Here is a 19,380-nt window from a genome sequence, read left to right as displayed (position 1 = left end):
CCTAGCCCAGCCCCAGATCGGCCAGGCCCAGCACGCTGCGGTACGGCAAGCCCTCGGCCTGGATCGCCTCCGCGGCGCCGGTGGCGCGGTCCACCACGGTGGCCACGCCGACCACCTCGGCCCCCGCATCCTGGACGGCGTGCACCGCGGTCAGCGCGGAGCCACCGGTTGTGCTGGTGTCCTCGACCACCAGCACCCGCCGCCCCGACACCTCGGACCCCTCGATAAGACGTTGCAGGCCATGGGTTTTCGCGGACTTGCGCACCACAAAGGCATCGATCGGGCGGCCGGGCGCGTGCATGATGGCGGTCGCGACCGGGTCCGCGCCCAGCGTCAGGCCCCCGACGACCGCGTAGTCCCAATCCGCGGTGAGTTCGCGCATCAGCACGCCGATCAGGGCGGAGGCGCGGTGGTGCAGCGTGGCCCGGCGCAGGTCGACGTAGTAGTCGGCCTGCTGGCCCGACGACAGCGTGACCCGGCCGTGCACGACGGACAGTCGACGCACCAGCTCGGCCAGTTCGTCTCGGTCAGACATGTTGCAGCGCAATATCTTTCAGCGCTGAAAATTGCCGGCCTGCTGGCCGTTGCGTCCTGTCGACGGCGGGGGGCGCCGGATGGCTTCGGTGCGGCCCTCGTCGCGGCGGGGCGATTCCGGGGCACGGCGGCCGGCGTCACCCAGCAGCCCGGAGACGTCCTGCGCCGAGCGCCGGGGCGGCAACTCCCCCCGGCCGGCCGGGGCGAGCGGACGGCTCGGGGCCGCGCTGCGAAGTCCGGCCGGCTCGTTGCTGTCGGCGGGCACCGGCGGCAACACCCGCAACAGGTCGTTGAACTGGCGCACCGAGCGCAGGCCCTCGTCCCACTGGGCGCGCGTGCTGGAGACCGGCATCGCGACCAGCGTCCAGTTCTGCTCGTTCCACATGATCTCGGCGCAGTCCGGCGCGGTGTGCGCGAAGGTGACCATGCGCCGGTCGCAGGCCCGACGGGCCGCGTCCAGGTTGGTCGAGTAGACTATCCGCGGCCCGATCGCGCCGAGCAGCCAAATGTCGCTCTCACGCGGCTCTTTGAGCCCTTTGAGCCGCAGGTCGACCACCACGTTGGTGCCCACCTTGCGGTGCAGCGCGATCACGGTGGCAACTTCCTCGAGATCAAAGATGTACACCGCTTCACCGCGGATCTGCCCCAGCACCACGTTGTGGGCTGGAACGTCGCCCACCGTCGACATCACGCCGCGCTTCCAGCGCTTGAGGATGTCGGTCGATTCGCGCTCGTAGTCGAATCCGTGCGAGCGGGCCCACGATTTACGCCGCCTGCTACGGCCACGTCGACGATCGACGTCGACATACAGCAACACGACCGCGCCGACGAAGCACAGCGCGGACAGCGTGAACCATAGGGGGACCATCCTACGTAGCGTATCTGCTCCCCCACCGGAACTAGGAATGCGACCTGGTCACAACCCAATTAAGGTTTCCTCGGACGCCGCCTGTCCGATCGGTTTTTCGGCCGAAGGGAAGTGAGAATGTCGGGTCAAGACGACTCGTTGCACATTGACATCCCCGTCCAGCTCGACGAGGTGAACGTCGTGTTCAGCGTGGCATCGCTGTCGTTCGAGGGCGACATGCCGGCCGTGCTCTTCCACGCCGGGCTCGTCCTCGACGACGCCGCCGAATGGTAAGGTGCAGCCGCAGGTCATCATCGTGTTCCACACGAATGCGGGGCACGCCGCCCTCGACGACCAGACCTACAACGTCAACCGGCATATCGCGACCGGCAATCCCTACAAGCCGATCATCGCCGACCTCGTCCAGAAGGGAGCGCAGGTCGAGATCTGCGGTGCGACAGCCAAAGCCATGGGCTGGGGCAAGGCCGACCTGATCCCCGGAATCAAGATCAACCGAAATGCGATAGCGAGGCTGACCCAGCTGGTACAGCAAGGATACGTGAAGATTTCGGAGTCCTAGACCCGTAGGGTTCGGCCCATGGGCTACCAGGACTACCAGCTGATTCGGGTTGCCGCCGCCGACGGTGTTTGCCGGGCGACGTTCGACAATCCCCCGATCAACCTGTTCGACCTGCCGCTGGTGGACGAGTTCGACCGGCTGGCGCGCTAGGTCGCGGCCGACGACGAGGTGCGGGTGCTGGTCGTCGACTCGGCCGACCCGAAAATCTTCGTCGCCCACGCCGATGTCGGGCTGATTCTGGACCTGCCCGCCGGCGACGTGGCGCTGCACGACGAGCTGACGCCGTTTCACGCCATGACCGAGCGGATCCGCACCCTGCCGCAGGCCACCATCGCCGTGATCGAGGGCGTCTGCCGCGGCGGCGGCTGCGAGTTCGCGATGGCGTTCGACATGCGGTTTGCCGCGCTCGGCGTGACGGCCCTGGGCCATCCCGAGCTGGCGGTCGGAATCATCCCGGGTGGTGGCGGCACGCAGCGGCTGCCCGGCTGATCGGCCGGGCCCGTGCCCTGGAAGTCATCCTCGGCTGCGGCGACATCGACGTCGCGACCGCCGAGGCCTGGGGATATGTCAACCGCGCGCTGCCGCCCGACAAGCTGCGCCGGTTCGTCGACAAGCTCGCCGCTCGCATCGGCTCGTCGCCCGCGACGACCGTCGCGAACGCCAAGCGCGCGGTCGACGCGGCCGCGGGCAATGACCTGCCGACGGGGCTGCGCCTCGAGGATCAGCTGTTCCGCGAAACCCTTGCGCAGCCGGCCGCCCGGCAACTCCTGCAGGCGGTGATCGACGCCGGCGCGCAGACCCGTGACTTCGAGCTAGCGGCACGCCGAACGTGCTCTGGTGGCGGAAAAATCGCGGGATCCTCGCCATGAGAGCACGTTCGGCGTCGAGGGGATCAGCCCAGTACCAGCGAGTCGCCGTCCGCGCTGACGTTGACGGGCACCACGTCGCCGTCGTGCACCTCGCCGGCCAGCAGCATCTTGGCCAGCTGGTCGCCGATGGCCTGCTGGACCAGCCGGCGCAACGGCCGGGCGCCGTATAGGGGGTCGAAGCCACGCTGCGCCAGCCACTTCTTGGCCGGCAACGACACCTCCAGCTGTAGTCGCCGCTGCGCCAGCCGCTTGCCCAGCTGCTCGAGCTGGATGTCGATGATCTCGACCAGCTCCTCGGGGTTGAGGCCGTCGAAGATCAGCACGTCGTCGAGCCGGTTGATGAACTCCGGCTTGAACGCCGCGCGCACCGCCGCCATCACTTGCTCCTCGCTGCCGCCCGACCCGAGGTTGGACGTCAGGATCAGGATCGTGTTGCGGAAGTCGACCGTGCGGCCCTGCCCGTCGGTCAGCCGGCCCTCGTCGAGCACCTGCAGCAGCACGTCGAACACGTCCGGGTGGGCCTTTTCGATTTCGTCGAACAGCACGACGGTGTAGGGCCGCCGACGCACCGCCTCGGTCAGCTGACCACCTTGGTCGTAGCCGATGTAACCGGGCGGCGCACCCACCAGCCGGGCCACCGAGTGCTTCTCGCCGTACTCGCTCATGTCGATGCGGACCATCGCCCGGTCGTCGTCGAACAGGAAGTCGGCCAGCGCCTTGGCCAGCTCGGTCTTACCGACACCGGTCGGCCCGAGGAACATGAACGACCCTGTCGGCCGGTTCGGGTCGGCGACCCCGGCCCGGCTGCGGCGCACCGCGTCGGACACGGCCTGCACGGCCTTCTTCTGCCCGACGACGCGCTTGCCCAGCTCGTCTTCCATCCGCAGCAGCTTGGCGGTCTCGCCCTCGAGCATCCGCCCGGCCGGGATGCCGGTCCACGCCGACACCACGTCGGCGATGTCGTCGGGCCCGACCTCCTCCTTGAGCATCACGTTCTCGCGGGCCTCGGCCTGCGGCAGCGCGGCGTCGAGCTTCTTCTCCACCTCGGGGATGCGCCCGTACCGCAGCTCGGCCGCCTTGGCCAGGTCGCCGTCGCGCTCGGCGCGCTCGGACTCCCCGCGCAGCACCTCAAGCTGTTCCTTGAGTTCGCGAACGACGTCGATGGCGTTCTTCTCGTTCTGCCAGCGCGTGGTCAGCTCGGCCAGCTTCTCCTTCTGGTCGGCCAGCTCGGCGCGCAGCTTTTCCAGCCGCTCCTTGGACGCCTCGTCCTCCTCCTTGGCCAGCGCCACCTCCTCGATCTCGAGGCGACGCACCAGGCGCTCGACCTCGTCGATCTCGACCGGCCGCGAGTCGATCTCCATCTTCAGCCGCGACGCGGCCTCGTCGACCAGGTCGATGGCCTTGTCCGGCAGAAAGCGGGCGGTGATGTAGCGGTCGGACAGCGTCGCCGCGGCGACCAGCGCGGAGTCGGTGATGCGCACGCCGTGGTGCACCTCGTAGCGGTCCTTCAGGCCGCGCAGGATGCCGACGGTGTCCTCCACCGACGGCTCGCCGACCAGCACCTGCTGGAAGCGGCGCTCGAGAGCGGCGTCCTTCTCGATGTACTTGCGGTACTCGTCGAGCGTGGTAGCCCCGACCAGCCGCAGCTCGCCGCGGGCCAGCATCGGCTTGATCATGTTGCCGGCGTCCATCGCGCCCTCGCCGGTCGCGCCGGCGCCAACGATCGTGTGCAGCTCGTCGATGAAGGTGATGATCTGCCCGGCGGAGTTCTTGATGTCGTCGAGCACGGCCTTGAGCCGTTCCTCGAACTCGCCGCGGTACTTCGCGCCGGCCACCATCGAGCCCAAGTCGAGCGAGACGACGGTCTTGTCGCGCAGACTCTCCGGCACGTCGCCGGCCACGATGCGCTGGGCCAGGCCCTCGACGATGGCGGTCTTGCCGACGCCGGGCTCACCGATCAGCACCGGGTTGTTCTTGGTGCGACGGCTCAACACCTGCACGACGCGGCGAATCTCGTTGTCGCGCCCGATAACCGGGTCGAGCTTGCCCTCGCGGGCCCGCGCGGTCAGGTCGGTGGAGTACTTCTCCAGCGTCTGGTAGGTGGACTCGGGGTCGGGGCTGGTGACCCGGGCGCTGCCACGGACTTTGACGAACGCGTCCCGTAAAGCTTGGGGTGAGGCGCCGTGCCCGCTGAGCAGCTTTGCGACGTCGGAGTCGCCGGTGGCCAGCCCGACCATCAGGTGCTCGGTGGAAACGTATTCGTCGTCCATCTCGGTGGCCAGCTGCTGCGCCGTGGTGATCGCCGCCAGCGATTCCCGGGACAGCTGCGGCTGCGAACTCGAGCCGGTGGCCTGGGGCAGCCGCTCGACCAGGCGCTCGGCTTCGGCGCGAATGGTCGCGGGCTCGACGCCGACGGCCTCCAGCAGCGGCGCGGCGATGCCGTCGTTCTGCGTCAGCAGCGCCAACAGCAGGTGAGCCGGCCTGATCTCGGGATTGCCGGCAGCGCTGGCCGCCTGCAGGGCTGAGGTCAGAGCCGCTTGCGTCTTGGTGGTCGGGTTAAAGGAGTCCACGACGCCTCCGTTCGGGTATAGGGAAAATGCTTGTCGCGTTGTTCAACGTCGTCAAGGTTGAGTGTGTTCCGCTCAAGTTTAGATTTTCTGGAGGGATTTCGCACGATGGACGACGACTCCGGGCTCGCGCCGCCGCCGCGCGGGGTTCCGGTCGTCTTCCGGCTGGCCGAGCTGCTGCCGTTCCGGTGGTGGTACGTCGCGACGCTGGTCGTGGCCGCGGTCGCGACGATCGTTCTGTGGATCCGCCTGCCCAGGATGGCCTGCTGGTCTCTCATTCTGGTCGGCTGGCTGGTGCTGGCCGGTTGGGCGGCCACCGGGACCCGCACCGATCTCGCACACGACGGCTTGGCGACCGACGTCCCCACCAACGGCACCCTGCAGGTCAGCGGATCCGGGACCACGAAAACGATCCCCTGCAACGGCGGCTATCTCTCGGTGAGCGGCGCGGACGACACGATCACCGTCAGCGGGCACTGCACCAGCGTCAGCGTCGCCGGTAAGGACAACCGCGTCACGATCGACAAAACAGACGCGATCGGCACCACCGGCTCGGGCAATGTGGTCACCTACCACTGGGGCTCACCGAATGTGGCCACCGCCGGAACCTCGAACACCGTTGGCCAGGGCTGACCTGGCCGGGCGAGCTTAGAATCGGGCCCCGTGGGATTAGAGGACGCCGATGCGTTACGGGTGCTGCGCGACGCGCTGGTCCCGGACGAGTCGGGCGCCGGCGGCGCGCTCGTCCACCGCTTCTACACCCACTGGTTCGCGGTCGACGGCTCGGTGCGCGACCTGTTCCCGCCCGAAATGGACGCGCAGCGAGCCGCTTTCGGTCACGCGCTGCACTGGGTTTACGGCGAGCTGGTGGAACAGCGCGCCAGGGAGCCGGTGGCCTTCCTTGCCCAGCTCGGCCGGGATCACCGCAAATACGGTGTGCTGCCAACACATTACGAGTCGCTGCGGCGAGCGCTGCGGACGACGCTGCGCGCCCACTTGGGCGATGCCTGGACGGATGCCGTCGACGCGGCCGCCAACCAGTCGCTGAACTTGATCACCGGGGTGATGAGCGGCGCCGCCGATGCCGAAGAGGGACCCGCCTGGTGGGACGGTACCGTCATCGAACATCAGCGGGTCTCCCGTGACTTCGCGGTGGTGCGGCTGCGGCTCGACCAGCCGATGCACTATCACCCCGGTCAGTACGTCGACGTCCACATTCCGCAATGCCCGCGGCGCTGGCGGTTTCTCAGTCCCGCCATCCCCGCCGACCCAGACGGCGGGATCGAGTTTCACGTCCGTCAGGTCCCCGGCGGTCTGGTCAGCACCGCGATCGTCAACGAAAGCCGACCGGGCGACCGGTGGCGGTTATCCAGTCCACACGGCGGCCTGCAGGTCGACCGCGACGGCGAAGACATCCTGATGGTGGCCGGCAGTACCGGATTGGCGCCGCTGCGCGCGCTGATCATGGACCTGTGCCGCTACGTGCAAAACCCGCGGGTGCATCTGTTCTTCGGCGCGCGCTACCGCTGCGAGCTCTACGACCTACCGACGCTGTGGCAGATCTCCGCGCACAACCCCTGGCTGTCGGTCTCGCCGGTGTCCGAATACAACAGCGACCCGGTGTGGGCCGCGGACTACCCGGACGTCACGCCGCCGCGTGGACTGCACGTCCACCAGATCGGCCGGCTCCCCGAGGTGGTAACCAAGTACGGCGGTTGGGGCGATCGGCAGATCCTCATCTGCGGCGGTCCGAAGATGGTCCAAACGACCAAGGCCGCGCTGATCGCCAAAGGCGCCCCACCGGAGCGTATTCAGCACGACCCGCTGAGCCGTTAGGCTGACCGCGTGCATCCCGTCGCCCTGCGTGACCCCACGTCGTCGTTGGCCGCGCAGTTCGTGCCGGACGCGGGCATGATCGGCACCTCGCTGACCGACGATGGCGTGGAGTTGCTCGGTCAGCGGCGCGGCCTGCAAGCCTATATCGAAGCCGGCAAGACGATGGGCATACCGATCCTGTATCCCTGGGCAAATCGGTTGCGCGGCAACACTTATGTGGCCGAGAACGTGACCGTCGAGCTAACGCCCGGTGAAAACGGGGTGCGCGCGGATCCCAACGGGCTGCCGATTCACGGGACCATGGCCACCTATCCGGGCTGGCGGGTGGTGACCGAGTCGGCCAACGAGCTCACCGCCGAGGTGGACTTCGGTGCGCAGGAACGGCTGCTGGCCAGCTTCCCGTATCCGCATCTGTTGACCGTGGCCGTGCGGCTGGCCGACCGGACGCTGACGGTGCGCACCACCGTCACCGCGACCGGCGACAGCGCGGTCCCGCTGTGCTTCGGCTTCCATCCGTATCTGCGGATCCCCGATGCCCCGCGCAAAGAGTGGGTCCTCGAGACACCGCCGCTGCGGCATCTGAGTCTCGACGAACGGCGTCTGCCCACCGGCGAGTCTTCGGTGCAGCCGGCCCGGAAACAACCCTTGGGCGACAACACCTTTGACGACGCCTACGACCAGGTGGTCGACGGCGCGGTGTTCGCGGTGTCCGGCGGCGGACGCCGCCTGGAAGTCCACTTCGAGCAGGGATATTCGGCGACCCAGATCTTCGCGCCGCCCGGCGAGGACGTGGTGTGCTTCGAGCCGATGACCGCGCCGCCCGACGCGCTGAGCCGCGGCGGCTACCGGACTGCGCATCCCGGTGCACCGGCGGTCGCGGTGTTCTCGATCCGCGCCTAGCGGCCCTTACGCGGCTGCCACACCACCAGCGCCGTGCTCTTGGGTACCACCGCGACGTCGCGGCGCTGGTTGGCGCGCAATACCGCTATCTCCTCGGCCATTTCCTTGAGCCGCGACTGCAGCGCCTCGACCTGATTCGTCAGCTCGATGATGCGCTTGATGCCGGCCAGGTTGACGCCCTCGTCCTGAGACAGACGCTGCACCTCGCGCAGCAGATCCACGTCGTGCTGCGAATAACGCCGCCCGCCACCGGAAGTGCGGCTCGGCGTCACCAGCCCGAGGCGATCGTAGGTACGCAAGGTCTGCGCATGCATACCGGCCAGCTCGGCCGCGACCGAGATCAAAAACGTGCGGGCGTCTTCGCGTTTGGAGTTTTTCGCCATCAGCGGTTACCTGCCCATCCGGCCCGCGGGTTGAAACCACTGGACCGCTCGGCTTCGGCATAAGCCTCCAGCGCCTCCTGCGCCGCTCCTTCCAGGTTCGGCGGCACAGCGACTTTCACGGTCACCAACAGGTCACCGTTGCCGCCAGTGCGCTTGGGAACCCCGCGTCCGCGTACCCGCAGGATGCGCCCGTCGGCGGTGCCCTTGGGCACCCGCACGCCGACCTTACCGTCCAGCGACGGCACCGAAAGCGTTGAACCCAAAGCTAATTCGCTGAAGCTGACCGGTACCGTCACGGTGAGGTCGTCGCCGTCGCGGGTGAAGACTTTGTCCGGACGCACGTGCACCGTCACGTACAAGTCACCCGACGGCGCCCCGCGCAACCCGGCCTCACCCTGCCCGGGCAGCCGGATGCGCTGTCCGTCTTCGACGCCGGGCGGGATCCGCACGTTGATGGTGCGGGTACGGGTGGTGACCCCGGTGCCTTTGCACTCGTCGCAGGGGTGCTCGATGATCGAGCCGCTGCCCCGGCAGTCGGTGCACGGTTCGGAAAAACCGAACGCGCCCTGGTTGCTGCTGACCACGCCGGCGCCGTTACAGGTGGGGCACACCTTCGGGCTGGTGCCCGGACGAGCCCCGCTGCCATGGCAATTGGTGCACGGCGCCGGACTGGTCAGCCGCAGCGGCATCGCCACCCCCTTGGCGGCCTCGACGAAATCCAGCTCGGTCTCGGTCTCCAGGTCGTTGCCGCGCCGGGGTCGGCTGGGGCGGGCGCTCGCACCCCGTCCGAACAGGCCGCCGAACAGGTCGCCGATGTTGGTGCCGCCGTTGCGGCCCGCGGCGTCGAACAAATCGTTGAGATTGAACTCGGTGCCGTCGCCGCCGACGTTGAAGCCACCGAAGCCGCCGGTGTCGAACCGTCGACCGCCGAAGCCACCGCCGGCGAAAAGCCGTCGGGTCTCGTCGTACTCCTTGCGCTTGGCCGGATCCGAGAGCACATTGTGTGCTTCCGACACCGCTTTGAACCGTTCACCGGCGGCGGGGTTGTCGGGATTGGCATCCGGATGCAAGTCACGCGCCAACTTGCGGTAGGCGCGCTTTATCTCTTCGGGGCTGGCGTCGGAGGAGACGCCAAGCTCCTTGTAGAAGTCCTTTTCGACCCATTCACGCTGGGCCATGTCGCGTCACCTCCTCTCACCTTTCGCTGTTTTTGTTGTGCTGATTCTGTGCCCTATTCACCGGCGGCGTCGGCATTTTCGTCGGTGTCGCTGGCAGCGGTGTCCGCGCTCGGCGCGGCGTCGGCCTCGTCGCCGTCGCCCTCGACCGTGTCGACCACGCCGACCAGGGCGTGACGCAACACGTTGTCGCCCAGTTTGTAGCCCTCGCGCATGACGGTGCCGATCACCGGTTTGGATCCCTCGCCGCCATCGCCTTCATGCTGGACGGCTTCGTGCAGCAGCGGGTCGAAATCTTCGCCCTCGGCGCCGAACGCCACCAGACCGAGTCCGGTCAGCGCGCTCATCAGCTTGTCGGCGACCGACTTCAACGGGCCCGACTCCAGGTCACCGTGCTTGCGCGCGCGGTCGAGATCGTCGAGCACGCCCAGCAATTGGCTGACGACGGTGGCCTTGGCCCGATCCGCCGCGGCCTGCTGGTCGCGCAGCGCACGCTTGCGATAGTTCGCGAAGTCGGCCTGCACGCGCTGCAGATCGGCGGTCAGCTCGGCAACCTTGTCGGCACCTTGCTCCGTCGCGGATTCCGCCGGGGCGGTCCCGCCCGGCACCCCCTCGGTCGGGGGCCCGGGTGGGACATTCCGTACTTCTCCGGTCTCGGGATCAATCCGCCGCTTGTCGGTGACAGTTACCTGTTCCTGCGGATTGCCTTCGGTCACTTGGACTCCCGATCGTCGTCGACCACCTCCGCGTCCACGACATCATCAGCGGAGCCGGATGTGCCGCCGGGCTCGGCGCCGCCCGGCTGGCCGCCGGCGGCCTGAGTGGCTTCGTAGATCGCCTGCCCCAGCGCCTGCGACTCCTGGCCCAGCTTTTCCATCGCCGTCTTGATCGCGGAGATGTCGGTGCCGCCCAGCGCAGACTTGGCCTCGGCGATCGCGCCGTCGACCTTGGACAGCGTCTCCTCGGGGACCTTCGAGCCGCCCTCGGCTTCGCGCTGCTCCTTGACGAACTTCTCCGTCTGGTAGACCAGCGACTCGGCCTGGTTGCGGACGTCGGCCTCTTCGCGACGCTTGCGGTCCTCCTCGGCGTGCGCCTCGGCGTCCTTGATCATCCGGTCGATCTCCTCCTTGGCCAGGCCGGAGCCCTCCTGGATCTTGATCGTGTTCTCCTTGCCGGTGCCCTTGTCCTTGGCCGTGACGTGCACGATGCCGTTGGCGTCGATGTCGAAGGTGACCTCGATCTGCGGGACACCGCGCGGGGCCGGCGGAATACCGGTCAGCTCGAAGGAGCCGAGTAGCTTGTTGTGCGAAGCGATTTCGCGCTCACCCTGGAAGACCTGAATCTGCACCGACGGCTGGTTGTCGTCGGCCGTGGTGAAGGTTTCCGACCGCTTGGTGGGGATGGTGGTGTTGCGCTCGATCAGCTTGGTCATCACGCCACCCTTGGTTTCGATACCCAGGCTCAATGGCGTAACGTCAAGCAGCAGAACGTCTTTCACCTCACCCTTCAAAACTCCAGCCTGAAGAGCCGCTCCCACCGCTACAACTTCATCGGGGTTGACGCCCTTGTTGGGCTCCTTGCCACCGGTGAGTTCCTTGACCAGATCGGTCACGGCCGGCATGCGGGTGGACCCACCCACCAGCACCACGTGGTCGATCTCGGACACCGAGATGCCGGCGTCCTTGATCACCGACTGGAACGGCTGCCGCGTGCGGTCGAGCAGATCCTGGGTAATGCGCTGGAATTCGGCGCGGGTCAGCTGCTCGTCGAGGAACAACGGGTTCTTGTCCGCGTCGACGGTGATGTACGGCAGGTTGATCGACGTGCTCTGCGAACTCGAGAGCTCGATCTTGGCCTTCTCGGCGGCCTCTCGCAGCCGCTGCATCGCCATCTTGTCCTTGGTCAGGTCGATGCCGCTGGTACCCTTGAACTTGTCGACGAGCCAGTTGACGATCCGGTCGTCCCAGTCGTCCCCACCGAGGTGGTTGTCACCGCTGGTGGCGCGCACCTCGACCACGCCTTCGCCGATCTCGAGCAGCGAGACGTCGAAGGTGCCGCCACCGAGGTCGAAGACCAGGATGGTCTGTTCCTTCTCACCCTTGTCCAGGCCGTACGCCAGCGCCGCCGCGGTCGGCTCGTTGACGATGCGCAGCACGTTGAGGCCGGCGATCTGGCCGGCTTCCTTGGTGGCCTGGCGCTGGGCGTCGTTGAAGTACGCGGGCACGGTGATGACGGCGTCGGTGATGTCCTCACCCAGGTACGCCTCGGCGTCGCGCTTCAGCTTCATCAGCACCCGCGCGCTGATCTCCTGCGCGGTGTATTTCTTGTCGTCGATCTCGATGGACCAATCGGTGCCCATGTGCCGCTTGACCGAACGGATGGTGCGGTCGACGTTGGTCACCGCCTGGTTCTTGGCGGGCTGACCGACGAGCACCTCGCCGTTGCGCGCGAAGGCGACAATGGACGGGGTGGTGCGTGAGCCCTCGGAGTTGGCGACGACGACGGGGTCACCGCCCTCGAGAACTGCGACGACGGAGTTGGTGGTCCCGAGGTCGATACCGACCGCACGAGCCATAGTGATTCCTCCTGGTTGAGTAGAGCTTCTTTGGTGCCACTATGCTGAGTGAACCCCGCTCAAGCCTGCCCTCGGGGGCGCCGGCCTGTCAACCCAGTATTGAGTCTCGGTCACTCAACTTGTCGATGTTGTTAACGGTTGGTGTCGGGAGGTTGTTCCCGGGGGCCAAGCGATTTTTCCGGCGACCGCGATCCGGCCGCCTACCAGCAAGAACGGCGCCGGATCGAATTCACCGTGACCTGGAAATGACGTTCTCGTTAATTAGGCGTGCGTAGGACAACTAACAAGTACCGTCCCACTCGTACCGCTCTGCCTAGTTCTGCCACGAGAAGGGTGACGCGTCATGACGGCTTCTCGAGTCGACGTTGCGCACCGCGCAACCCTGCGATGTTGGTCCCAACTGCGATGAACGCTGGCAAGACATCGCGATTTGCGCGGTGGCACGAGTGGTCGGCACCCCTATGGGTGGGGTGTGATTTCGCCGGCTGGGCACGCCTGCTTGTCCGTAACCGTTTCGACGTGCACTGGAGCCGGTGGCACGTCGTGCTGTTCTGCACGGTTGCGACGGTCGTCAATTCCTGCCTGGCGATGTACCAGAAGATGGTGTTCGGCCGCCGCGTGGCCTACACGACGATCGCCGACCCGCCGATCTTCATCGTCGGCCACTGGCGTACCGGCACGACGTTGCTGCACGAACTGTTGGCCCTCGACGAGCGCCACACCGCGCCCACGAATTACGAATGCATCCAGGCCCATCATTTCTTGCTCACCAGGCGGATTGCACCGTATCTGGAATTTCTGATGTCGAAGCATCGCGCCATGGACAATGGAGTTGAGCGTGGCGCACCCGCAGGAAGACGAGTTCGCGCTGTCCATGCTCGGGTAGCAGTCGCTCTATCTGACCATGGCGTTCCCGAACCGGCCCATCATCGGTCAGCGGTATCTGGACGTCGAACAACTGACACCCCGCGAGCTGGCAGCCTGGAAACGAACCCTGTACCGGTTCGTTCAGCGGGTGTACTTCCTCCGCCGCAAGACGGTAGTGCTGAAGAGTCCCACGAACAGTTTCCGCATCAAGGTGCTGGCGGAACTCTTCCCGGGGGCGAAATTCATCCACATCGTCCGGGATCCCTACGTCGTTTATCCGTCGACGGTTCACCTTTTCAAGACGTTCTCCCGCGTCCATGGCCTGCAACGGCCGATTTACGCGGGTTTGACCGAAAACGTGCTGTCCACCTACCTCGACCTGTATCGGAAGCTGGAGGAGGGCCGCGAATTCGTCGACCCCGCAAGGTTTTACGAATTGCGCTATGAGGACCTGATCAGCGAGCCCGAGGCGCAATTGCGCAAGTTGTACGAGCACCTGGATTTGGGCGATTTCGAAAAGTATCTGGCACGGCTGCAGCAATACCTTGCCGACAAAGCGGACTACCGAACCAACACCTATGACGTGCCGGACGAACAGCGCGCGCTCGTCGCGCAGCGATGGGCCGAGGTGATCGAACGCTACGGCTACGGCTCGGCCGCGAGGACGACGGTCGCGCGCGAGCAGACCGCCATCGCCGGCTAAGTCAGCGGGCCGCGACCTCCTCGATCAGCTCGAGTACCGCTCGGGTGGCCGCGCTGTTCGACCGGGCCGCCGACGTGGTGACGAACAGTCGCCATTCGAGGTCGTAATCGCTGACGCGCAGGGTGGCCAGACCGAAGTCGTCGATCTCGTCGAGAATGGTCCAGCTGAGGAAGCCGATTCCCAGGCCGTTTCGGATGTAGGTCGCGGCCGTGCCCAGGTCGGCGACCTCTACCGCGACGGTCCGTTCCACGCCGGCGGCGGTGAAGGCGTTGTCGATCACGGTCCTGGTGCCGTATCCCGGTGGGCTGTCGACGAACGACATCCCTTCCAGCTCCGCCAGTTGCACCGAATCCCGTTGCGCCAGTGGATGATCGGCGGGCACAACCAGCAGCAGCGGAACCGCGGCGACCAGACGGGCATTCAGGTCGGCCGGCGGCGGCCCGGTGAACACCAGAAAGGCGACGTCGAGATCGCCGTCGCGAAGCTGGCGGGCCAGGCCGGCTGATCCGGCGCTGGCGGCGCGCAAGTGCACGGTCACCCCGGGATGCCGGGCGTGCAATTCAGCCAGCACCGCGGGCATGTCGATCACACTGATCGACGTCAGGATCCCGACGGTGACGGTGCCGCGGATGGAGCCGCGGGTGGCGTTGACGGCGTCTTTGGCCGCGCGGGCGGCATCCAGGGTTTCGCGGGCGCGAGGCCGCAGCTCCTCTCCCGCCGGAGTCAGCTCGACACCCGCCGAGCCCCGCACGAATAGCTCCGCGCCGAGTTCTCGTTCCAGCGCCTTGATCGTCGCCGACACCCCCGATTGGACGACGTGCAACTTTTTCGCGGCCTCGGTGAAGCTCCGGTTGTCCGCGACCGCGAGGAAGTACTCAAGGTGGCGCAGCTCCATGCAGCCATTATCACAGCGCGTGCTGAAAGCCATCAGAACATGTCGTTGGCCCTGATGCCGCGGGTGATCGTAGCGTCGTCCTCGTCGAGCGTGCTGACCGCCCGTCGACCACCCCAACCCCCGACCTTGCTGGACGTGCCAATGACTCTGCAAGCTCCCGCCCGGACCCGGACCAGGACGCGCTGGTCGTCTCCGTCCACCGACGACCAGTTCGTCGTCGAGAACCCCGCGACGGGCCGAACCGTCACGGTGGTGCAAGGCGCAGGGCCCAACGAGGTAGACCAGGCGGTGTGCAAGGCCCACGCCGCACACCTGCGCTGGAAGCAGCGGCCCGCCCGGGAGCGGGGCGGCTACCTGCGCCAGATCGCCGAGGTCATCCGCGCACACGCCGACGAACTCGCGATGCTCGAGTCTCGCGAAATGGGCAAGCCGATCGTCCAGGCGCGCCAGTTCGACCTCGAAGCGGCGATCTCTATCTTCGAGTTCTTCAGCAGCATCGTGGAGAACCTGCCGAACAAGGCGCGCGACCACGACACCGTCCTGGACGTCACCACGCTGGAACCGTACGGCGTGATCGCGGCCATCGTGCCGTTCAACTGGCCGCCCATCCACACCCACACCGCCGGAAAGATCGCGCCGGCACTCGCCGTCGGTAACGCCGTGGTGCTGAAGCCACCGGAGCAGACACCGTCGGTAGTGCTGCGCATGGTCGAACTGATCCAGTCCGTGCTGCCCGACCGGGTGGTGCACGCCGTACCCGGCAAGGGCGAGGTGGGTGCCGCGCTGGCCGGACACCGCTTCGTCGGCAAGGTGTCGTTCACCGGGTCGCCGCGGACGGGTTCGGCGGTGATGCGCAACGCCGCGTGCAATCTCACCCCGACGCTGATGGAGCTGGGTGGGAAGAACCCGTTGATCGTCTTCGACGACGCCAACATGCACGAGGCGCTGATGGCGGCCATCGACGGTGGCTTCTTCAACCAAGGCGAAGCGTGCACCGCGTCGTCGCGAATCCTGGTGCAGGACAAGATTTATGGTGAGTTCGCCGCGAAGCTGTGCAAGGCGGTCACAAAGCTGCGGGTGGGCGACGGGGCCGACCCCATGACCGACGTCGGGCCGTTGGTCACCCGCGCGCAGCAAAAGCAGGTGCTGGACTATCTCAAGCTCGGTGTGGCCGAGGGCGCGCGCATTGCCGCGCAGGCGCCGCTGCCCGAGGATCCGCGGCTGGCGGACGGCTTCTATGTATCGCCGACCGTGCTGACCGACGTGACGCCGCGCATGCGGGTCGCCCGGGAAGAGATCTTCGGTCCGGTGGTCACGCTGATCCCGTTCAGCGAGGAGGGTGAGGCGGTGCGGATCGCCAACAGCAATCCGTTCGGACTGGTTGCGGCGGTATTCACCCAGGACGGCGACCGTGCGCTGCGGGTGAGCCGGCAGATCCGGGCCGGCGCCGTGTTCGTTAACAACTACGTGCGGATCGCGATCGGCACCGGGTTCGGCGGCGTCGGTCACAGCGGCTTCGGGCGCGAGCACGCCGAGGAAACGCTGGCCGAAACGGCTACACCAAGACAATCCGTTGGGCCGCCAAGCGCGACGAACTGCCCTACTGGACCGCCGCCAACCGCGTGCTGGAGACCTGAGGACCGCCGGTGCGGACCATCGCACTCGAAGAGCATTACGCCACAGCGGGACTCCTGCGCGGACCGGGCAGCTGGCTGGCGTCGCGGGCGGGCGTGATCGACGCCATCGCCGATCTCGGCGACGGGCGCATCGCGGCCATGGACGAGGCGGGAATCGATCTGGCGGTGCTGTCGCTGGCCGCCCCCGGTGTCGAGCAGCTGGACGGCCCGAAAGCGACCCAGCTGGCCCGCGAATGCAACGACGAACTCGCCGCGGCGGTCGCTCGGTACCCGGGGCGGCTGGCGGGCTTCGCGAGCCTGCCGATCGGCGCGCCCGACGCGGCGGCCGACGAGCTGGAGCGGGCGATGCGCGAGCTCGGATTCCGGGGCGCAGTGATCAACGGGCACAGCCAAGGCCGCTACCTGGACGATCCGTTCTTCGAGCCGGTTCTCGACCGCGCGGCGGCACTGAACGCCCCGATCTACCTGCATCCGACGATCCCACCGACGGCCGTCGTCGAGTCCAGTTACGCCGGGTTCTCCCCCGAGGTCACGTTCGCATTCGCGACGGTGGGGTGGGGCTGGCACATCAACACCGCCACCCATGTGCTGCGACTGATTCTCGGTGGCGTGTTCGACCGCTACCCGGACTTGCAGCTCATCATCGGGCACATGGGCGAGGCGACGTCGTTCATGCTGCCGCGTTTCGACGCCACGCTGAAGCCGGAACTGACCGGCCTCAACCACGCCGTCAGCACCTACCTGCGGCGCAATGTGCACTACACGTTCGCCAATTTCAACGACGAAGCCACCTACGCCAACCTGGTCGCCCACGTCGGCATCGAGCGAGTGGCGTTTTCGGCCGACTACCCGTTCGGGTCGATGAAGACCGCCCGCGCCTTTCTGGACGCTCTGCCGCTGACCGACGACGAGCGGGCGCGCATCAGCCACCTCAACGCGGAAAAGCTGCTGGGTCTGTGAGTTAGCCGGGCTCGTCGATGTCAATACCCTCGGCCAGGTCGCTGCAGTCGACCAGCTCGACGTCGTGCCTGCCGCGCAGATACGCCCCGGCGCCCTGGTCGCCCGCTATCCGGGTCAGCACATCGGGCCAGTGCCGGCGCGCGATGACCGCCGGATGACCGGGCCGGTCGCCGAAACACGCTCGCGCAAGCGCACTTTCGGCAACTCGGCCGAGCACCCGGGCCACGACGTCGGGAGTGTCGATCACATGCAGCACGGCGTAGTCGGCGCCGCTGCGGTCGGCCGCAGCCAGGCCGGCACGCACCGACGCGCTGAGTCCCCGGTGCCAGTCCGGCGCGGTGATCGCGGTGACGCCGGGCGGGGCGGTGACCTCCGCGGCGCCCAGGACCAGGACGACGTCGCCGCATCCCCCGTCGCGCAACGCGCCGACGGCAATGTCCAGCCAGCCGTCGACCAAGACTTTCGGCTTGCCATACCGGCGCCCGGCGCCGGCGGCCAACAAGACTCCGACGTGCTATGGCGGTAACCGCACTCTCGTATGATGGCATTCACCTTCTCGCTCAGCGACGGCCCAATGGAGCGATATGACTCAGGATGTGCAGGGGGCAACGAGCACCCCGACGCCCCGCTATGCCGGGACCCGGGTCCAGCGGGTCGAGGACGGCCGATTGCTGACCGGCCATGGTACCTTCGTGGACGACATCTCGCGGCCCGGGATGCGGCACGCCTGCTTCCTGCGCAGCCCGTTCGCTCGCGCCCGGATCAACGGCATCGACGCCTCGGCGGCGCTGCAACTGCCCGGCGTGCACGCGGTCTTCACCGCCGCCGACCTCAACCCCTGCGTCCACGAGGCCTGGCACGCCGTCGCCGGCAAGGACGTCCCCGACACCCCGCGGCCACCGCTGGCCGAGGGCGAAGCGAAGTTCGTCGGCGACCCGGTCGCGCTGATCGTCGCCGAGAGCCGCTACGTCGCCGAGGACGCGCTGGAATTGGTCGACGTCGACTACGAACCGCTACCCGCGGTGTCCGACTTCACCCGGGCGCAGTCCTCCGATGTGCTGGTACACGAGACCTACGCCGACAACGTCGCCGGCGGGATGGCTGGAGCACCGCCCGACGAAGAGATTTTCGGCTCGGCGGCACACGTCGTGAAAGAGGAGATCTACCAACAGATTTACGCGCCGGTACCGATCGAGACCCACGGCCTGGTCGTCGAATGGGTAGCCGCCACCGGAGAACTGACGTTGTGGGCGTCCACTCAGACCCCGCACGAACTGCGCGCCTTCTGCGCCCGCTTGTTGGGCATTGCGGCACAACGGGTTCGAGTCATCATGCGCGATACCGGCGGCGGTTTCGGCCAGAAGGTCGTGCCGATGCGCGAAGACATGTGCATCATGCTGGCCGCGCGGAAGGTTCCCGCGGCGCTGAAGTGGATCGAGGACCGGCGCGAGAATCTGATGTCGGCCGGGCAGGCCCGCCACGTCAAGGGCACCGCCCGGATGGCGTTCGACGACGACGGCAACATCGCCGCCGCCGACATCGACTTCATCCAGGACATCGGTGCCTATCCGACGCCGTACCCGGTCTTGACCACCGCGGCGATCGGGATGTTCTTCCCCGGACCCTACCGCGTACCCAACGCCAGCTTCAACTACAAGACGGTGTTCTCCAACACCAGCGGGCTGGCCGCCTACCGCGGACCCTGGCAGTACGAAACCCTGGTCCGCGAGATCCTTCTCGACGTCGCCGCCCGCAAGATGGGCATCGATCCCGTCGAGCTGCGACGGCGAAACCTGTTGCGGCGCGACGAAATGCCGTACTTCAACCCCAACGGGATGCCCTACGATCACGTCGCCCCGGCCGAGACCTTCGAAAGTACCCGGTCGCCACCGTATCGCCGCCGCACAGCCCGCCTGGCTCACGCGGATCGCGTTGGCATGCCGACGCCGCCACGGTGTTCGGGTGAGCTCCATTTGGGGCACAAGCCTCAAAGACAACGAGGTTGGCCCGGCCATATACGAACACTTTCTGCCGGTTGCGCTGGCGAATGGC

General features: G+C 67.1%; 17 protein-coding genes and 3 pseudogenes. 11 read left to right on the top strand and 9 right to left on the bottom strand.

The window, feature by feature from the left end:
• Position 1: 1 nt before the first annotated feature.
• Positions 2-535 carry an orotate phosphoribosyltransferase gene (gene pyrE, locus T428_RS0113640; RefSeq protein ID WP_025736925.1) on the bottom strand — a complete coding sequence of 178 codons (534 nt, stop codon included), beginning with the start codon at positions 533-535 and terminating at the stop codon, positions 2-4.
• An 18-nt stretch (positions 536-553) separates the two neighbouring features.
• A complete protein-coding gene (ttfA, locus tag T428_RS0113635) occupies positions 554-1,402 on the bottom strand; it encodes a trehalose monomycolate transport factor TtfA (RefSeq protein WP_025736924.1) in 849 nt (282 codons plus the stop codon).
• Positions 1,403-1,519: 117 nt separating this feature from the next.
• On the opposite strand from ttfA, the gene T428_RS33610 reads away from it, so the two are divergent.
• The 4 genes and pseudogenes from T428_RS33610 (at position 1,520) to T428_RS36095 (ending at position 2,830) form a co-directional block, all read left to right on the top strand.
• The gene (locus T428_RS33610) at positions 1,520-1,675 is read left to right on the top strand and encodes a hypothetical protein (RefSeq protein WP_211243953.1); all 156 of its coding nucleotides are present in this window, start codon (positions 1,520-1,522) and stop codon (positions 1,673-1,675) included.
• A 1-nt stretch (position 1,676) separates the two neighbouring features.
• A complete protein-coding gene (locus tag T428_RS33605; RefSeq protein ID WP_211243952.1) occupies positions 1,677-1,961 on the top strand; it encodes a DsrE family protein in 285 nt (94 codons plus the stop codon).
• Positions 1,962-1,979: 18 nt separating this feature from the next.
• The gene (locus T428_RS35440) at positions 1,980-2,111 is read left to right on the top strand and encodes a hypothetical protein (protein ID WP_281173864.1); all 132 of its coding nucleotides are present in this window, start codon (positions 1,980-1,982) and stop codon (positions 2,109-2,111) included.
• A gap of 18 nt (positions 2,112-2,129) precedes the next feature.
• Positions 2,130-2,830, top strand: a pseudogene (locus T428_RS36095) (enoyl-CoA hydratase/isomerase family protein).
• A gap of 23 nt (positions 2,831-2,853) precedes the next feature.
• Here the strand turns inward: T428_RS36095 and clpB are convergent.
• Positions 2,854-5,400, bottom strand: coding sequence for an ATP-dependent chaperone ClpB (gene clpB, locus T428_RS0113620; protein ID WP_025736923.1), 2,547 nt, complete (start codon positions 5,398-5,400; stop codon positions 2,854-2,856).
• Between the two features lie 105 nt (positions 5,401-5,505).
• Here clpB and T428_RS27950 point away from each other — a divergent pair, with 105 nt between their 5' ends.
• The 3 genes from T428_RS27950 to T428_RS0113605 are packed head-to-tail and all read left to right on the top strand — an operon-like array spanning position 5,506 to position 8,133.
• Positions 5,506-6,030, top strand: a complete 525-nt coding sequence (locus T428_RS27950) for a DUF3060 domain-containing protein (protein ID WP_025736922.1) — start codon at positions 5,506-5,508, stop codon at positions 6,028-6,030.
• Positions 6,031-6,060: 30 nt separating this feature from the next.
• On the top strand, positions 6,061-7,233 hold the full coding sequence (locus tag T428_RS0113610; protein WP_025736921.1) for an FAD-binding oxidoreductase: 1,173 nt from the start codon (positions 6,061-6,063) through the stop codon (positions 7,231-7,233).
• 9 nt (positions 7,234-7,242) lie between these two features.
• Positions 7,243-8,133, top strand: a complete 891-nt coding sequence (locus T428_RS0113605) for an aldose 1-epimerase (RefSeq protein WP_025736920.1) — start codon at positions 7,243-7,245, stop codon at positions 8,131-8,133.
• Here the strand turns inward: T428_RS0113605 and T428_RS0113600 are convergent.
• Genes T428_RS0113600 through dnaK form a run of 4 tightly spaced genes read right to left on the bottom strand, consistent with a single transcriptional unit; the run spans position 8,130 to position 12,266 of the window.
• Entirely contained in the window at positions 8,130-8,516 is a 387-nt protein-coding gene (locus T428_RS0113600; protein WP_025736919.1) for a heat shock protein transcriptional repressor HspR, read from the bottom strand. The genes T428_RS0113605 and T428_RS0113600 overlap by 4 nt on opposite strands.
• On the bottom strand, positions 8,516-9,694 hold the full coding sequence (gene dnaJ, locus T428_RS0113595; RefSeq protein ID WP_025736918.1) for a molecular chaperone DnaJ: 1,179 nt from the start codon (positions 9,692-9,694) through the stop codon (positions 8,516-8,518). The genes T428_RS0113600 and dnaJ overlap by 1 nt, the downstream gene beginning before the upstream one ends.
• A 53-nt stretch (positions 9,695-9,747) precedes the next feature.
• Complete coding sequence (grpE, locus tag T428_RS0113590; RefSeq protein WP_025736917.1) at positions 9,748-10,407, bottom strand: nucleotide exchange factor GrpE; 660 nt, start codon at positions 10,405-10,407, stop codon at positions 9,748-9,750.
• Complete coding sequence (dnaK, locus tag T428_RS0113585; protein ID WP_025736916.1) at positions 10,404-12,266, bottom strand: molecular chaperone DnaK; 1,863 nt, start codon at positions 12,264-12,266, stop codon at positions 10,404-10,406. The genes grpE and dnaK overlap by 4 nt, the downstream gene beginning before the upstream one ends.
• Positions 12,267-12,671: 405 nt before the next feature.
• On the opposite strand from dnaK, the pseudogene T428_RS35770 reads away from it, so the two are divergent.
• Positions 12,672-13,836: pseudogene (locus tag T428_RS35770) on the top strand (sulfotransferase family protein).
• Between the two features lies 1 nt (position 13,837).
• Here T428_RS35770 and T428_RS0113575 read toward each other — a convergent pair.
• A complete protein-coding gene (locus T428_RS0113575) occupies positions 13,838-14,731 on the bottom strand; it encodes a LysR family transcriptional regulator (protein WP_025736915.1) in 894 nt (297 codons plus the stop codon).
• Positions 14,732-14,770: 39 nt separating this feature from the next.
• On the opposite strand from T428_RS0113575, the gene T428_RS27940 reads away from it, so the two are divergent.
• Both T428_RS27940 and T428_RS0113565 read left to right on the top strand, forming a co-directional pair.
• Positions 14,771-16,465: an aldehyde dehydrogenase family protein gene (locus tag T428_RS27940; protein ID WP_245604900.1), complete on the top strand. Its 1,695-nt coding sequence runs from the start codon at positions 14,771-14,773 to the stop codon at positions 16,463-16,465.
• Positions 16,378-17,328, top strand: coding sequence for an amidohydrolase family protein (locus T428_RS0113565; RefSeq protein ID WP_025736914.1), 951 nt, complete (start codon positions 16,378-16,380; stop codon positions 17,326-17,328). Before T428_RS27940 ends, T428_RS0113565 begins: the two co-directional genes overlap by 88 nt.
• 1 nt (position 17,329) lies before the next feature.
• On the opposite strand, the gene T428_RS27935 is transcribed toward T428_RS0113565, so the two are convergent.
• On the bottom strand, positions 17,330-17,830 hold the full coding sequence (locus T428_RS27935) for a nucleotidyltransferase family protein (protein WP_036467981.1): 501 nt from the start codon (positions 17,828-17,830) through the stop codon (positions 17,330-17,332).
• A gap of 82 nt (positions 17,831-17,912) precedes the next feature.
• On the opposite strand from T428_RS27935, the pseudogene T428_RS0113555 reads away from it, so the two are divergent.
• Positions 17,913-19,203 (top strand): annotated as a pseudogene (locus T428_RS0113555) (xanthine dehydrogenase family protein molybdopterin-binding subunit); the annotation flags it as partial.
• Positions 19,204-19,380: the final 177 nt, after the last annotated feature.

The organism is Mycobacterium genavense ATCC 51234 (assembly GCF_000526915.1).
GTDB classification, from domain to species: domain Bacteria; phylum Actinomycetota; class Actinomycetes; order Mycobacteriales; family Mycobacteriaceae; genus Mycobacterium; species Mycobacterium genavense.
Note: the sequence above shows the minus strand (reverse complement) of the source record. Positions and strands in the feature narration are given on the sequence as shown.

Excerpts from the sequence above, each read along its gene's own strand:
- pyrE (WP_025736925.1), bottom strand. The coding sequence starts at position 535 with ATGTCTGACCGAGACGAACTGGCCGAGCTGGTGCGTCGACTGTCCGTC.
- ttfA (WP_025736924.1), bottom strand. The coding sequence starts at position 1,402 with ATGGTCCCCCTATGGTTCACGCTGTCCGCGCTGTGCTTCGTCGGCGCG.
- T428_RS33610 (WP_211243953.1), top strand. The coding sequence starts at position 1,520 with ATGTCGGGTCAAGACGACTCGTTGCACATTGACATCCCCGTCCAGCTC.
- T428_RS35440 (WP_281173864.1), top strand. The coding sequence starts at position 1,980 with ATGGGCTACCAGGACTACCAGCTGATTCGGGTTGCCGCCGCCGACGGT.
- T428_RS27950 (WP_025736922.1), top strand. The coding sequence starts at position 5,506 with ATGGACGACGACTCCGGGCTCGCGCCGCCGCCGCGCGGGGTTCCGGTC.
- T428_RS0113600 (WP_025736919.1), bottom strand. The coding sequence starts at position 8,516 with ATGGCGAAAAACTCCAAACGCGAAGACGCCCGCACGTTTTTGATCTCG.
- dnaJ (WP_025736918.1), bottom strand. The coding sequence starts at position 9,694 with ATGGCCCAGCGTGAATGGGTCGAAAAGGACTTCTACAAGGAGCTTGGC.
- dnaK (WP_025736916.1), bottom strand. The coding sequence starts at position 12,266 with ATGGCTCGTGCGGTCGGTATCGACCTCGGGACCACCAACTCCGTCGTC.
- T428_RS0113575 (WP_025736915.1), bottom strand. The coding sequence starts at position 14,731 with ATGGAGCTGCGCCACCTTGAGTACTTCCTCGCGGTCGCGGACAACCGG.
- T428_RS27940 (WP_245604900.1), top strand. The coding sequence starts at position 14,771 with ATGTCGTTGGCCCTGATGCCGCGGGTGATCGTAGCGTCGTCCTCGTCG.